Raw genomic sequence first — 12,904 nt, forward strand, 5'->3', positions numbered from 1 at the left:
GCGTGGTGACACGCCTGCCTCGGCGCTATCGTCCCATTGTTGACCGAGGATAATCTCGATGGCGGATACAGCCATGGTCGGGCAAGGCAGACGGGTGTACGTTCCGCAAGGCACGGTGCTGAAGGCGATCGTGCTGGCCTTGCTGATCCTGCTGATCGTGTTGCCCCTGATCAGAACAGTGCTTTTCACCCTGCGGCCCGACACGATCGAGGCGTGGTCGGACGTGCTTGCAGGCCGGCTGTCGACCAACCTGTTCTACAAGCCGTTGGGCAACACGCTGCTGATCGGTACCGTCGTCGCAACGGCCTGCGTGTTGCTGGGCGGGTTTCTGGCCTGGCTTGTCGTGATGACGAACATCCCCTTCCGCAAGACCATCGGCGTTATGGCCACGCTGCCCTTCATGATCCCCTCGTTCGCGGCGGCGCTGGCCTGGGGGTCGCTCTTCCGCAATGACCGCGTGGGCGGTCAGGTGGGTTGGCTCCAGGGGCTGGGGCTCGATATTCCAGACTGGCTGGCCTGGGGGATGGTGCCGACCCTGGTTGTGCTGACGCTGCATTACTTCAGCCTCGCCTTCACGATCATTGCCGCGGCCCTGGCCACCGTGAACTCCGACCTTGTCGAGGCGGCGCAGATCGCCGGCGCTAAGGGACGGCGCATCCTGCTGGGGATCATCCTGCCGGTGACAACGCCGGCGCTGGTTGCGGCCGGGTCGCTTTGTTTTGCAGGCGCCGTCTCGAACTTTGCGACGCCCGCGCTGTTGGGATTGCCGGTGCGAATGCAGACGTTGTCGACGCGCCTCTTCGGCATGATCGAGGTCGGTCAGGTCGGGCGCGGTTATGTGATCGGCATCCTGCTGGTGCTGATTTCCGGCCTGTTCCTCTGGGTCGGCAACCGCGTGGTGTCGGGACGCCGATCCTACGCCACGATCACCGGCAAGGGCGGGCGGGCCAAACGCTTCGACCTGCGCAAGGCGCGCTGGCCGCTCTTCTGTGTCGCGTCGGCGATCCTTCTCAGCTCGACCGTTGTGCCGGTGATCGTGCTGACAGCATCAAGCCTTGCGCCGTCATCGGCCAGTCTCTTTTCCGGCTGGACGCTGCACTACTGGCTTGGCGAAAGCGACCCCTCCTTCGCGCAGGGCATTCCGGGCATCGCCCACAACGAGGATATCCTGCGCGCATTGACCGTCACGCTGGGGCTCGGGCTGGCCGTCGCCTTCACCGGGATGGCCGTCGGGCTTCTGGCCTCCTACACGACCGCCCGCTTTCGCGAGGGGTGGGCGTCCGCCGCGATCACGCAGATCAGCTTTCTGCCGCTTCTGGTGCCCGGCATCGCGTTCGGGGCGGCCTACATCGCCTATCTGGGCGCGCCGATCGGACCGTTCCCGGCACTCTACGGGACCTTCGCGCTCCTCGTCATTGCGGGGACGGCCTATCTCCTGCCCTTCTCGGTGCAGACAGGCCGGGCGGTGATCCAGCAAGTCGGTGGGGAATTGGAGGAAAGCGCGCGGATCACCGGCGCGAGCTTTCCCCGCAGGCTTTTCGCCATCACGGTGCCGCTTGCGATCCGGGGGCTGGCAGCGGGCGGCATCCTGATCTTCGTGAAGATCGTCCGCGATCTGTCGCTCGTCGTGCTCCTCTTCACGCCAACCATGCCGGTCCTGTCGGTGGTGGCCTATCGCTACGCCTCGGAAGGGTTCGGGCAATTCGCCAACGCGATCACGGTGGTGATCCTGTTTATCTCTATCGCCGCCTCACTGATCGCCAGCTGGCTGCAGACGAAATCCCAGCCCTGGCTGAAGAACTGAAGGTACCCCATGCTGGATATTCGAAACCTCACCAAACGCTTCGGTCAGGTCGAGGCTGTCAAGGACGTCTCGATATCGGTTCCCGATCGCGCTTTCCTCGTGCTGCTCGGTCCGTCCGGCTGCGGCAAGACCACGCTCCTGCGGATGCTGGCCGGTCTCGAATTGCCGTCCGAGGGGCAGATCGTGTTCGACGGGCAAACCGTTTCGGACGGCGATCGCGACTGGGCCGTCGACCCCGCCAAGCGCAACTCCGGCCTGGTGTTCCAGTCCTATGCGCTTTGGCCGCATATGTCGGTGCGCGGCAATGTCGAATGGCCGCTGAAGGTCATGAAGATGCCGGCGACGGATCGCGCCGCACGGGTCGCAGAGGTTCTGGAGCTGCTGGATATCGGCGAACTGGCCGAGCGATACCCCAACGAGATATCGGGCGGGCAGCAGCAGCGGGTCGCGATTGCCCGCACGATTGCGCCGAAGCCGTCGGTCCTGTTGTTCGATGAGCCGCTTTCCAACCTTGACGCCAAGCTGCGCGTCGAGATGAGGACAGAGCTGATGCGGCTCCACCGTGCAACCGGTGCGACCGCCGTCTACGTCACCCACGACCAGATCGAAGCGATGACCATGGCAACCCATGTGGCGGTGATGAACCAGGGCCGCGTGCAGCAATTTGGCGCGCCTGCCGATCTGATCGAACACCCCGAAACCGCGTTTGTCGCGACCTTCGTGGGCACGCCGCCGAACAACTTGGTTCCGGTCGTCAAAAGCGGCGCAGGCTACAGGGTTGGCGGGCGGCCCATGCCGCTGACGCCGCCTGCCGATGAATGCCTGGCGATGTACCGTGCCGAGACGATGACGCTGAGTGATCATGAGGGCGCAACCACCTTGCCGATGGAACTGGTCGAGGCCAGCGCCATCGCCGGGCGGACGCTGGTGACGGGCTTGACGGACGGGCTGCGGCTCTCCGCAATCGTCGATCGCCCGCCTGATGCGCAAATCGGCGATATGATCCAGTTCTGCCTGCCGCCCAGGCCGGATGGCTGGTTCGGCCTCAACGGCGAAAGGATCGGCTGATGCGACTGCTTCTGGTCCGCCACGGGCAATCGACGTGGAATGCCGCGCGCCGGCTTCAGGGACAGGCCGATATCGGCCTGTCCGACATCGGGAAAGGCCAGGCCGATGCGCTGCGGTCGACGATTGAGGCGATCGGCCCTTGCCGCGCCATCTCCTCCGACCTTGCGCGGGTGCGTGACACCGCGCATCGCATCGGGGCGAAGACCCCCCGGTTCACCAAGGACCTGCGCGAGATCGATGTCGGCAACTGGACCGGGCGCGCCATCGACGAGCTACGTATCGAGGACGAAGACGCGTACCAAGGCTGGCGCGCGGGCAGATATGCTCCGCCGGGCGGAGAAAACTGGGCCGACTTCGTCGACCGGATCAGCGGCGTGATCGAGGCAGAGCGGCGCACGCCGTGTGACAACCTGCTCGTCGTCTGCCACGGCGGCGTGATCCGCGCGGTCCTGCAGCACTACGTCCGGCTCGACCCCGCCCATATCATCCCCGTCGCCCCAGCAAGCCTAAGCGCGCTGCGTCTGAACAACGCCAAGCCACCGCGACTGGAGCTCTTCAACTATCTGCCCGACAGCCTGGACTTCGGGGCACCAGACTAGCGCGCCACCCCCTGATCCTAACCACGGGTCTCGGGCAGACATTCGCTGTGTTCTGGGCAAGTGAACACTCAGCGGGGCAAAGCGGACCTCTGACATGGCGGCTGGTGCTTGCGCAGAAAACACTTCCCTACACAGCGCGCCTCTTCTTGCCGCGCAGCGTGTGAAACCAGGGCAGTCCTCGAAAGCCAGTCTGTGGCGCGCTGTCTTAAGTGCCCATTTGTTACAGTTGGTGCCTATGATCAAAACGCAGGACAATGCCGCCACCGGGCTTACCAATACGAAGGCTTCTTAGACTGCACGCTGCGGAAACCCGTTTCCGATCGCACGTGAATGTTTCTCTCTGATCCTGCATGGCCCTGAATTGACCAGCAGGTCGGCACGACCTTCAAGCAGCGCACGCCTAGGACCAATCACATAAGGGCCGTGGAATGTCGCGCGTTCGCACTTCCAAATCTAACAACCGTCCAATCTTCGTCGTTGAAATCATTGATCCTCAACACGAACAGCGACGTCCATGGAAATAAGATCACTTGCTTCGCCCTGAAAACTCCCAATCACTGGAGTGATCTGTGATATGTCTCGGGCTACCGCCACCGGGATCAGGTGCGCTGATCCCACGGACCTGTTCGTCGGGTCGAACGGGATCCAGCCGACTCCGGGGACGTAGACCTCGACCCATGCGTGCGTGGAGCCGGCTGCCGCTGATCCCAGCTGGTCACCGGCGGGGTCGTAGAGGTAGCCGGACGTCAAACGGGCACCCAGACCAAGGGTCCGGACGGCGTCAGCAAAGAGAACGGCAAAGTCACGACAGGAGCCAAAGCCCCGGTCGATTGTGTCAAGCGGCCCTTGCGTGCCTTCCGCCTCGCGGATCTCATACGCGATCTGCGCCGTGATGCCGTTGCTGATGTCCTTTAGCAGAGACAAAGTATCGGTCGGCCTGCTCATCACGAATTGCTCGACCCAAGTTGCCAAGCGCCCGGTGTTGTCGGCGTATTGGGGCGTCGAAAGCGCCCCGAGATCTGTCCAGTCGTGGTCTGAGTAAACAAACGGATAAGAAGCCGCCGAGGCCGCGATCGGGAAGACAGGCCAAGCGGGCGCCGTCAAATCCACTGTCGTGCTGGATCGGATCGCAAGTGTGTCCGTCGTAACCTCGAAACTGGCAGAGGCGATGGCGTTGCCAGCAACGTCGTGAGACCAGTCGACGCGGGCGGTCGGAACGATCTCAAGATCGAAAGACGTCAAAGTCAGGTCCCGCGTCTCACGGGGACGCAGCATAAGCCTGTGCGGCCCAAGTCTCACGGAGGCTCGGTAGCAAAAAGTGGTTGCGTGTGTGATGGTGATCAGCGCCAAAGAGCGGACCTAATATGATCGACCGCCGGAACGGCGCCGCCCTTGGCCGTTCCCCTCCGGCGTTGCCGCGCGCCAGGCGGATGATCCTTTGCAACGCTTACAAACCCGCTGGCCGAACCCTTCGCTCCAGAACGAGGTCTTGCACCGCAAGCAGAATCGCGTCCTTGGTGCATCGCCAAGGGCACGCCTCGGCTGATCCATTTCAATGTGGTCACTTTTGGTTTGCATGGGGCTCCCCCGTTCAATTGCGAGCAAAATCGCGTCTCCATCGTTACTCGCAAAGGGATGAAGGGGGCGGTGCGCATGGCGCCCCTCGATTGTCGGCGATATGATGGTCTTGGTTCGTCGGGCGGGTCATTCGAACTTCATACCAGCCGCAAAAGCGATTGGGGTCCGGTGTCTGTGACCGTCCCGTTGACCGGCAGCCCGTGACGGACGACTTTTTCGACATCGGGCGCGCTCATCGCCCGCATGAGCGCACTGTAACTCATACCGATCTTCATCTCGGATCCGACGGAGAGGTCGGCCCTGCCCGTATCGACAATTGTATGGTCGCTCGTCGCCCCGATACACCCGAACCCCGAGGGAAAACGCAGTCCGCTTACATCCGTGTCCTGTTGCCCGATAGCAAGGACGGCGCGGTGTCGTTGGTCGCCATTCGAAACCAGTTCGAGCTTGCCGTATTTCGGCGCACTCGGTCTCATCGGCATTGAGCTCGGTTTGGGTCTTGCTTCGATGACTTCGGCAAACAGAGCAAATGCATCTGTATGAAGACCATTGATCGGTAGCCCCGACACGGGGTCGATGCCCAACAGGATGGCCTCGCCCAGACGCAAGCTATTGATCCGCCCGGTCGCCCCGTCGCCAAGCGCCCAAGCCAGATTGGCCGAACCGCCACCAGATACCAGGGCCACATTCGATCCGCACGCGCCTTCGACCTGGTCGGCCAGCCGCGAGAGCTTGGCCATGTCCCAGGCCGTCGGCGCAACATCTCCCATGCAAGCAAAATTTGCGGCGATCCCCTTCAGCGCGACGCCCGGCGTTGCGACAACCAGTAACGCGACATCGTTGAGGTCCTCGGGCATGATGCCGTCGCGCAAGTCCCCCATTTCGACATTCAGGACGACATGGTGCTCCGTGCCCTCTTTCCGCGCGACGGAGCCGAGTTTCAGGATCGTGCCCGTCTCCGTATTGTAACTCGCGTCACAGCATCTGATGACATCTCTGGTCTCATGCACCATTGGGGCGCGTATCATCGAAATCGGGCATGCAATCCCCGCTGCCCGCATCCGAGTGACGTTGCGGACGCGCGCGTCAGCAAGGCCAGCAACGCCGCCGCCCAGCATCGCCTGGGCCACGTCAGGATGACCGCAGACGGCCTTGGTCACACCGGTGACAGAGATACCACGAGCACCAAGACGACGGACGAGACATCGTGCGTTTTGAGTGATCTTGCCAAGGTCAATCTCGACACGCGGCGCGATCACTCCGCGGCCACGAGAGGGACGGTGCGCAGCTGCGGGAAGGCAGCTAGCACCATGTCGGTCAAGTGCACGTCCGGCCGGGTCAGCGCGTCCGTCACCGGAATTCCAAGATCGCGCGAAAGCGTTTCGATTGCCAGGCCGACCTCTGCGTCCGTCATCGCCTCGTGGTTGATCGTCAAGCCGACCACCCGTGTCTCGGCAAAGGCTTCGATAAGGACGATTTCGCTTTTTGGGTCTGGCATCGGGAAGGCGGGAAAGTCACATCGATGGGGACGCTTTGGCGCGTGCTGAAGAATGACACCCTGCGGCTGGCTGCCGCGCAGAATGAACGCCGAGGTGCAAAACGCCGGATGGCTGAGCGCCCCTTGTCCTTCGATCAGGATGACGTCCGGGTCTTCGCCATCAGACGCCGCGACAATCACGCGCTCAAGTTCCCCGCAGCAGAATTGCGGTGGGACGGCGTCCATCGCAATCCCGTATTTGGCCCCCTGCATCAGCCCGGTCTGACCCGTGCCCACTAGGATAGTCTTGATGCCACGCGCATTCAGTGCCGTTGCAAGGACGGTCGCCGTTGTCCGCTTGCCGATTGCGCAATCGGTCCCCAGAATAGCGATGCGGATCGCGGTCACGTCGGAGACGCTGCCGTCAAACAGGCGCATATCCTTGCTGGGTCGAGGCTTGCGTATATCACGGATCGTCACGTTGGCCGCATGAGCAGCCGTCGAAATCGCGAGATCATCACCAAGGTATTCGTGCAGGCCGCTGACGATGTTCATGCCGAGCGCAATCGCATCCAGGATGACCTCTCGATCCTCTTCGGACAGCTTCCCCGTCGAGGGAGCCATCCCGTAGATCAGCGTATCGGGGATACTTGCTTCGCGCATAACCGCGGCCTCGATGTCTTCAAGGATGGGGATCCCATTGCTGACATTGTCCAGCACCTGCCCGCTGTCGCGCCCGGCCAGCCTGTTGTCGATGATCGAAAGAATGCGGTAGGCTTGGGAATGGCGAACAAGTCCGTTTGCCGTCTTGCCGTCGATCCGTCCGAAGTTCCCCTCGCAGTAGACAATCGCGGTTGGTGCCCCGGTGTTAAGGTGCTTGACGGCACGAGATGGATGCGGGGCTGATCGGTCCGGTGGGGCTTGGGGGCCCATGATCGACAGCCTTGTCGTGGGCTTTTCTGCATTTTCCGTTTCCATGACTTTTCCTTTGCCAGGTGGCTTTGTGCGGGTCCGGTCAGAGGACCCGCCCGGGTCTGTGGGCTGCGTCTCGATCCCGAGTGTGAACGCTAGTCGTTCAGAACGCAGCGTCCTCGCGCTCGCTGAAAATTCCGGTGGCATTCCCACCGGTTTCCCGATCTGTCGAGGTGCGCATTTTCGGGAAGGTCGATCTTGGCGCAACTTTCACCAGAGGCTGCAAAGCCCCGATTACACGTCCACCCCGGCCCATAGCTTGCGTCGTTGAGATATGCATTCTCTGGAACAACAATGGCCTGACAGGTGCCATCGCGCTCAAAATATCCCCGTTCGCATGTCCATGGCTGCCCATAGCTGGACCCCTTCAGAAACGCGTTCTCCGGCACTGCGATTGCCGCGCATGTGTCGCCATCGACCTCGAAACCTCGGTCACATAGCCAAACCGATTGAAAGGAATTGTCTGCCAGATATGCGTTCGGGGGCAAAACGATCTCGAGACAGAGATCGTCAACCTCCATGTATCCGCGAAGGCAGCTCCAGCTCTTGCCTGATGGGTCGAGATATCCGCCATCTGGGACGACGACCTCACGACAGCTCATGTCATCGACTTCCCGAAAGCCGTGCAGGCATTCCCAGCCGCTGCCATAGCTTAGATTTGTCGCGTAGGCGTTCTCCGGTACGATGATGGCGAGACAGGCATCGCCGTCGCGATGAAATCCCCGAACGCATTCCCACCCGTCGCCATAGCTTTTGGCCTGCGCGTTCGCTGGTATTGGGACGGCTTGGCTTTGCGCCGACAAGGGCGAGGTTGCGGCGATCAGGATGGCGAAAGTGAGCGCGATGAGGTCCCTATAAGACAGGGCAAGGCGGTGTTCGGCGCTTGAACGCCGCCTTGGCATGCCCGACGATCGCGCGAAGCGCTTAGGATGCATCAAGGTCGAGTCCCTCAATACACGCTTGGGCCAGGTCGCGGTTCGGTCCCTCCGCTCCGGGCATTGTTGTCCAGCCCGTCTCCATGACGGCGTCGCGCTGCCTGAACGACGATGCCTCACGGATCGTGGCGAGCTTTGCGATGCGTTCTTCGTCGGTGCGGGACATGTCGAGGCAGAAGGGCACGAGTGCCGCAATAACTCTGTCCTCCGCCATCTCGCTTGCCATCTTCTCGGCGTTGCTTCCTGTCACCCATCCTCCCCAGGAGAATCCGACAATTCCAACAAAGGCCCCACCAAGGAGCGCGCCGTAGATGCCGGGTTTGAGCCATTCAGGGGTTGTCATGTCGTGTCCTCCAGCGCGGAAAGCGCCGCGTCGCTATTTTTGTCATTTCGAGAGACGGCGGATTTACACGCCAAGGCATGTTCCGGACGCTTCGGTGTTGTGTTTTGCATCGTTGGTTTCGCGGCGCTGTGCCCATTGCTGTGGGCCATCACCCAAGTCGCGTCGCGTTGGCACGAGCCAACATGGACCCTCGTGAAGCCAAGACGATTGAGCGCACACTAACCAATCCTAGCGAACGCGATGCTGATCGAGATTAGCCCGCGCCGAACCAATTGCTGTCAGAGTAGCCGCAAAAATCGGGCTTCGTTTTGGAAGCCTCCATGGCAACTTTTCCTCGAAAGGAAACACATGTCTGCCTCAGATGTCCTTCACCCGGATGGTTCTGACTACGATGTCTTCCTGCAAGCTGAAGTGGGCAAAGACAGAACCGGCGCAGCCTTGACGGTTCTGTCGGCGCTTGCGCGTCTCGGGCTCGAACCCTGGACCGAAGCCAAAGAGCTGGCACGTCTTGGCAAGGAAGATGCCGAATTTCGGCTGAACGCCCATCTTGAAGCCATCACCGATGTACCGGCGCTTGCTCTGGCAAGCGAAAGCAAGGCGACCAAGCTCGTATCATTGCTACCCAAGCGAGCGTCACTTCCTTTTGTCAAAGAACGTCATACGGGCCGCTTCCGCTTTCCACGGGTTCGGTTGTTTTGGATCCTGTCAGTGCTTCTTGTCGCCGCAGTGATCGCGCGGATCTTCTATCTGGCCCAGATAGGCTAACTTGCGTCAGTACGCAGTCTCCTGGAACCGGATAGGCGGGGCCTGACCATCGCAGTTTGAGGTGGCAATCTTACCGAGTGTCTTAGAGGCGCGGGAAACATGCTGTGCCTCCCTCGTGCCGCATGGTCTTTGCGCCTCTAGTTCTCGGATCTCCCAGAAAAGGACATCTCCATGAACGACGAAAATCAAAGCCAGGAAAACCATACCGTGAAACACATGGCTTCGGTCAAGGCCGCCTGGGACAAGGCGCCAGAAGGCCCCAAGAAGGCGACCGCGCTGAAACATTATCAGGCCGCCGAGAAGGCGCATGAAGCGGAAAACGACGAAGAGGCGCATGAGGAACTCAAGCAAGCAAGCCGCGCCTTGATGTGATGCATAGCCGCACGGTGTGATCCCGGGGTCGTCCGAAGCCGGACTTCGGGCGGCCGTCTCAGGGCAAAAGAGGCCGTGCGTGGTCCAGATACGCAGGATCGAAATCGGCCAATGCCACCAGCCCCTCGTAATCATCAAACACAACGACACCGTCCCGAAAGGTGACGAGCCCGTCTTCCCGGAGCTTGCGCAAGACCCGGTTGACATGGATCGCGCTCAATCCCAGAGCATCGGCCAAATGATACTGCGTGAGCGGGCACGGATAGCTTTGCCGACTGCCCATTCCAACCAGGGAAAGCCTTGCGCCAAGTTCCAGCAGGAAATGCGCCATGCGCGCATCCGCATCGCGTCGTCCCAGCCCAACCAGATGCTCGACAACCATCGCCTCATCGCGTGACACGGCCCAAAGAATTGCGGTGGCCAGCCGTGGCGTCTCGGCGAAGGCCCGCAGAAGATCGCTCACGAGAACCTCCGCCGCCTCGATATCGACGATCGGTTCGATACCGTGATCGGATGTGTGCAGGAGAACGCTCCGCAGCCCCAGAAAATCCCCCGGTATCTGGAAGTCGACGATCTGGCGCGATCCGTCAGGCTGGATCTTGTAGGACACCACCCAGCCCGCGGCGAGAATATAGGCCGCCTGTTCCGATTGGCCCTGATGCACAAGGTCTCGTCCTGCGGAGAAGGATTTCCGCCGTTCATGCAACCGCTCCAGCACGACCAGTTCTGACGCCGAAAGTTTGACGAACGCAGAGAGCTTTCGGGCAAGCGGGCTGGTTCCGATTGCCATCACCGGGCCCTCTCGAACCGGTCAATGCGCCTAGAAGAACTCTTCATCGAGACTGCTTTCGATCAGTACGGACGACAAAAACCTCCGTGACAGTGTTCAGGAACATCACGACCTCGCCCATGCACGATACCATGAACGAAACAAGGAACGCTGCGATGTCAGAACAACCGGACGCCGCGGGCTTGGCCGCCCTCTCGATCTGCGAGGCCCTGCTGCTCGCCTTGCACGATCGCGACTTGCTTCCGGAACGCGAGATCATCGGTATTCTACGCGATGCCGCGGAAACCCACGAAAACACAAAAGAGCCGGAGCTGGAACGGCAGGTACACGCGGCAGCAGCGGATCTGATCAACGGGATCCTCCAAGGAGGAATCCTGTTGCGCCGAACTAAGCTCTGACTGGGCGTATCAAAGCTTCTTCGACGCGCTTGTCAGCTCTGAGACGGATCCATCGGCTTGGTCCCCGATGCGACGCTTTCGTCAGTTTTGGCCGGTGATTTCGGTTCTTTTTCTTGCGAGGCCTTTTTGTTGGCGGCCTCTTTCTTTGCCAGGTCGTTGAACGACATGCGGGCTTTCCTTTGCGCGCTACCGGGGTACCCGGCAACGTGCTAGCCATAGAAGATCGATGCCCCTTTGGCAAAGGAAACATTGGTCGTCAGGCAAGGCGCACCTTGTAACTCTTCCGGTTGGGTACCACCTATGAGATGCTACTGACCTCCATTCGACTTTCTGTTTTCCTTAACCGGCTCACAGCGCTCGACATTGTCGTGAGAAGCCGGGCTGCCGCGTGTCGCGGGCAGCGATCATGAAGGAAAATTCACATGGCCAATGGCACAGTGAAATGGTTCAACACCAACAAAGGCTTCGGCTTTATCGCACCGGAGACGGGTGGGAAGGATGTGTTCCTGCACATTTCCGCACTCGAGCGCGCGGGCATGACGAGCTTGAACGACGACCAAAAGGTGACGTTCGATATCGAGCCTGGCCGCGATGGCCGCGAAAGTGCGACAAACATCGCGCTCGCCTGAGCATTGCCGGGGATGGGCGCTCCCTCGGAACGCTCATCCCGACGGATGGCAACCTGGCCTGACGCAATCGAAGCTCTCAGTCTGAACGCTGCGTATCTGATCGTACGAATGCGCTTCGCGCGACAAGATCGTCGACTGATCGACCGCTTGTTTTCGATCCTGATGTTTTCAGCCGATGAACGTGCTTGAAACGCTGGTGACTTCAGACGGTATGCAATTCACCACTTGCCGATTCAGGCGGCCTGGCGCCGTGGGTCAACGCTAGAAAGCCATATGCCCGTGTCTCAGCGGCATCGCTATCCATTGTCGCCGCTATTTCAAAAAACATCGTCCGGAAGGGGATATCCAATGACAGATTTAAGCTTGGGGCGCCGATCAAACCGGGAACAGAACCTCTTTAAAAGCATGACGAAGACGAAGAAAGGCAAGATCGACAAAACAGAAACGCGGTCTCCGATCCACGTAAGCGAACATGGCAGATATCTGATCAAGTCCGGGCTCCTCGCCGGCAAATTCGTCGCCCGCGCTTTTGCAAAACCGCCAACCAAGTCGCGCGGATTGATCGCTGAGGCGACCGGGGCGACCGAAGAAGCCGCGACCACCGCCTTGCACGACGTCATCGACGCAAGGGAAAACCGCAGGATTGAAGCCCGCAGAGAAGACGCGCGCACAGGTATCTCGGTGCCGAGCGTCGAGGAATATGCTGAAGCATTCGGCCACGTTCCGCTGACCCGCCCGCAGCGCGCGATGCTGACGGCATTGTCGGTAGCAGACGCAGACGGGCTGACAGATGAGCAACTGGCAAAAGCAGCAGGATACAAGTCGCTGGCATCAGCAAGCAGATCACTCGCGAATGCAGGTCGTTTATTCTCCGATTTTCTTGCCTTGGAGACAAACACGAAAGTGCGGTCTATGACCTCGGATGGCAGCTCGCTTGTTGCGTTTCGGGGTGAGCCCCAAGATGAGGCGGATACCGGAAACTGGATACTCTATCCGGAATTGCGTGATGCCGTGAAAGCAACCTTGTGATGGAATTGGAAGAACGCTCGTATACCCCACGGGAACTTCCAGCGGGACCAGCGAACGGTTAACCGGAAAGAAGGGCCACAAAGCACGGCCTTGCTATCGTTGACGCGTCAGGTAGCCTCCTAAGATATGGGTTCATCGACCAAGT

General features: G+C 60.5%; 15 protein-coding genes. 8 read left to right on the forward strand and 7 right to left on the reverse strand.

Annotated elements, in window-relative coordinates; translation table 11 throughout:
* Positions 1 to 58: 58 nt before the first annotated feature.
* From AADZ90_RS09200 to AADZ90_RS09210, 3 genes are read left to right on the forward strand one after another with little or no spacing between them, the layout of a single operon-like run.
* Complete coding sequence (locus AADZ90_RS09200; protein WP_367309695.1) at positions 59 to 1,804, forward strand: ABC transporter permease; 1,746 nt, start codon at positions 59 to 61, stop codon at positions 1,802 to 1,804.
* 9 nt (positions 1,805 to 1,813) lie between these two features.
* Positions 1,814 to 2,872: an ABC transporter ATP-binding protein gene (locus AADZ90_RS09205; protein ID WP_367309696.1), complete on the forward strand. Its 1,059-nt coding sequence runs from the start codon at positions 1,814 to 1,816 to the stop codon at positions 2,870 to 2,872.
* Positions 2,872 to 3,471 carry a histidine phosphatase family protein gene (locus tag AADZ90_RS09210; protein ID WP_367309697.1) on the forward strand — a complete coding sequence of 200 codons (600 nt, stop codon included), beginning with the start codon at positions 2,872 to 2,874 and terminating at the stop codon, positions 3,469 to 3,471. The genes AADZ90_RS09205 and AADZ90_RS09210 overlap by 1 nt, the downstream gene beginning before the upstream one ends.
* Before the next feature lie 483 nt (positions 3,472 to 3,954).
* Here the strand turns inward: AADZ90_RS09210 and AADZ90_RS09215 are convergent, their stop codons facing one another.
* The 5 genes from AADZ90_RS09215 to AADZ90_RS09235 all read right to left on the reverse strand — a co-directional run bounded on the left by AADZ90_RS09215 (position 3,955) and on the right by AADZ90_RS09235 (position 8,776).
* On the reverse strand, positions 3,955 to 4,821 hold the full coding sequence (locus tag AADZ90_RS09215) for a transglutaminase family protein (protein ID WP_367309698.1): 867 nt from the start codon (positions 4,819 to 4,821) through the stop codon (positions 3,955 to 3,957).
* A 365-nt stretch (positions 4,822 to 5,186) separates the two neighbouring features.
* The gene (locus AADZ90_RS09220; RefSeq protein ID WP_367309699.1) at positions 5,187 to 6,308 is read right to left on the reverse strand and encodes an alanine/ornithine racemase family PLP-dependent enzyme; all 1,122 of its coding nucleotides are present in this window, start codon (positions 6,306 to 6,308) and stop codon (positions 5,187 to 5,189) included.
* Positions 6,305 to 7,504 carry an N-acetyltransferase DgcN family protein gene (locus tag AADZ90_RS09225; RefSeq protein WP_367309700.1) on the reverse strand — a complete coding sequence of 400 codons (1,200 nt, stop codon included), beginning with the start codon at positions 7,502 to 7,504 and terminating at the stop codon, positions 6,305 to 6,307. The genes AADZ90_RS09220 and AADZ90_RS09225 overlap by 4 nt, the downstream gene beginning before the upstream one ends.
* An 89-nt stretch (positions 7,505 to 7,593) precedes the next feature.
* Positions 7,594 to 8,433 carry a hypothetical protein gene (locus tag AADZ90_RS09230; protein ID WP_411997021.1) on the reverse strand — a complete coding sequence of 280 codons (840 nt, stop codon included), beginning with the start codon at positions 8,431 to 8,433 and terminating at the stop codon, positions 7,594 to 7,596.
* The gene (locus tag AADZ90_RS09235; RefSeq protein WP_367309702.1) at positions 8,423 to 8,776 is read right to left on the reverse strand and encodes a hypothetical protein; all 354 of its coding nucleotides are present in this window, start codon (positions 8,774 to 8,776) and stop codon (positions 8,423 to 8,425) included. Before AADZ90_RS09235 ends, AADZ90_RS09230 begins: the two co-directional genes overlap by 11 nt.
* A 348-nt stretch (positions 8,777 to 9,124) precedes the next feature.
* On the opposite strand from AADZ90_RS09235, the gene AADZ90_RS09240 reads away from it, so the two are divergent.
* A complete protein-coding gene (locus AADZ90_RS09240) occupies positions 9,125 to 9,541 on the forward strand; it encodes a hypothetical protein (protein ID WP_367309703.1) in 417 nt (138 codons plus the stop codon).
* Between the two features lie 171 nt (positions 9,542 to 9,712).
* Positions 9,713 to 9,913, forward strand: a complete 201-nt coding sequence (locus tag AADZ90_RS09245) for a hypothetical protein (protein WP_367309704.1) — start codon at positions 9,713 to 9,715, stop codon at positions 9,911 to 9,913.
* A gap of 58 nt (positions 9,914 to 9,971) precedes the next feature.
* On the opposite strand, the gene AADZ90_RS09250 is transcribed toward AADZ90_RS09245, so the two are convergent.
* Complete coding sequence (locus tag AADZ90_RS09250) at positions 9,972 to 10,703, reverse strand: Crp/Fnr family transcriptional regulator (protein ID WP_367309705.1); 732 nt, start codon at positions 10,701 to 10,703, stop codon at positions 9,972 to 9,974.
* Between the two features lie 155 nt (positions 10,704 to 10,858).
* Here AADZ90_RS09250 and AADZ90_RS09255 point away from each other — a divergent pair, with 155 nt between their 5' ends.
* Positions 10,859 to 11,101: a hypothetical protein gene (locus AADZ90_RS09255; RefSeq protein WP_367310214.1), complete on the forward strand. Its 243-nt coding sequence runs from the start codon at positions 10,859 to 10,861 to the stop codon at positions 11,099 to 11,101.
* 32 nt (positions 11,102 to 11,133) lie between these two features.
* On the opposite strand, the gene AADZ90_RS09260 is transcribed toward AADZ90_RS09255, so the two are convergent.
* On the reverse strand, positions 11,134 to 11,268 hold the full coding sequence (locus tag AADZ90_RS09260; RefSeq protein WP_367309706.1) for a hypothetical protein: 135 nt from the start codon (positions 11,266 to 11,268) through the stop codon (positions 11,134 to 11,136).
* 255 nt (positions 11,269 to 11,523) lie between these two features.
* Here AADZ90_RS09260 and AADZ90_RS09265 point away from each other — a divergent pair, with 255 nt between their 5' ends.
* Positions 11,524 to 11,730, forward strand: coding sequence for a cold-shock protein (locus tag AADZ90_RS09265; RefSeq protein ID WP_367309707.1), 207 nt, complete (start codon positions 11,524 to 11,526; stop codon positions 11,728 to 11,730).
* Positions 11,731 to 12,078: 348 nt separating this feature from the next.
* Entirely contained in the window at positions 12,079 to 12,759 is a 681-nt protein-coding gene (locus tag AADZ90_RS09270; protein ID WP_367309708.1) for a hypothetical protein, read from the forward strand.
* Positions 12,760 to 12,904: the final 145 nt, after the last annotated feature.

Origin of the sequence: Aestuariibius violaceus (genome assembly GCF_040779325.2) — a bacterium.
Classification (GTDB): Bacteria; Pseudomonadota; Alphaproteobacteria; order Rhodobacterales; family Rhodobacteraceae; genus Aestuariibius; species Aestuariibius violaceus.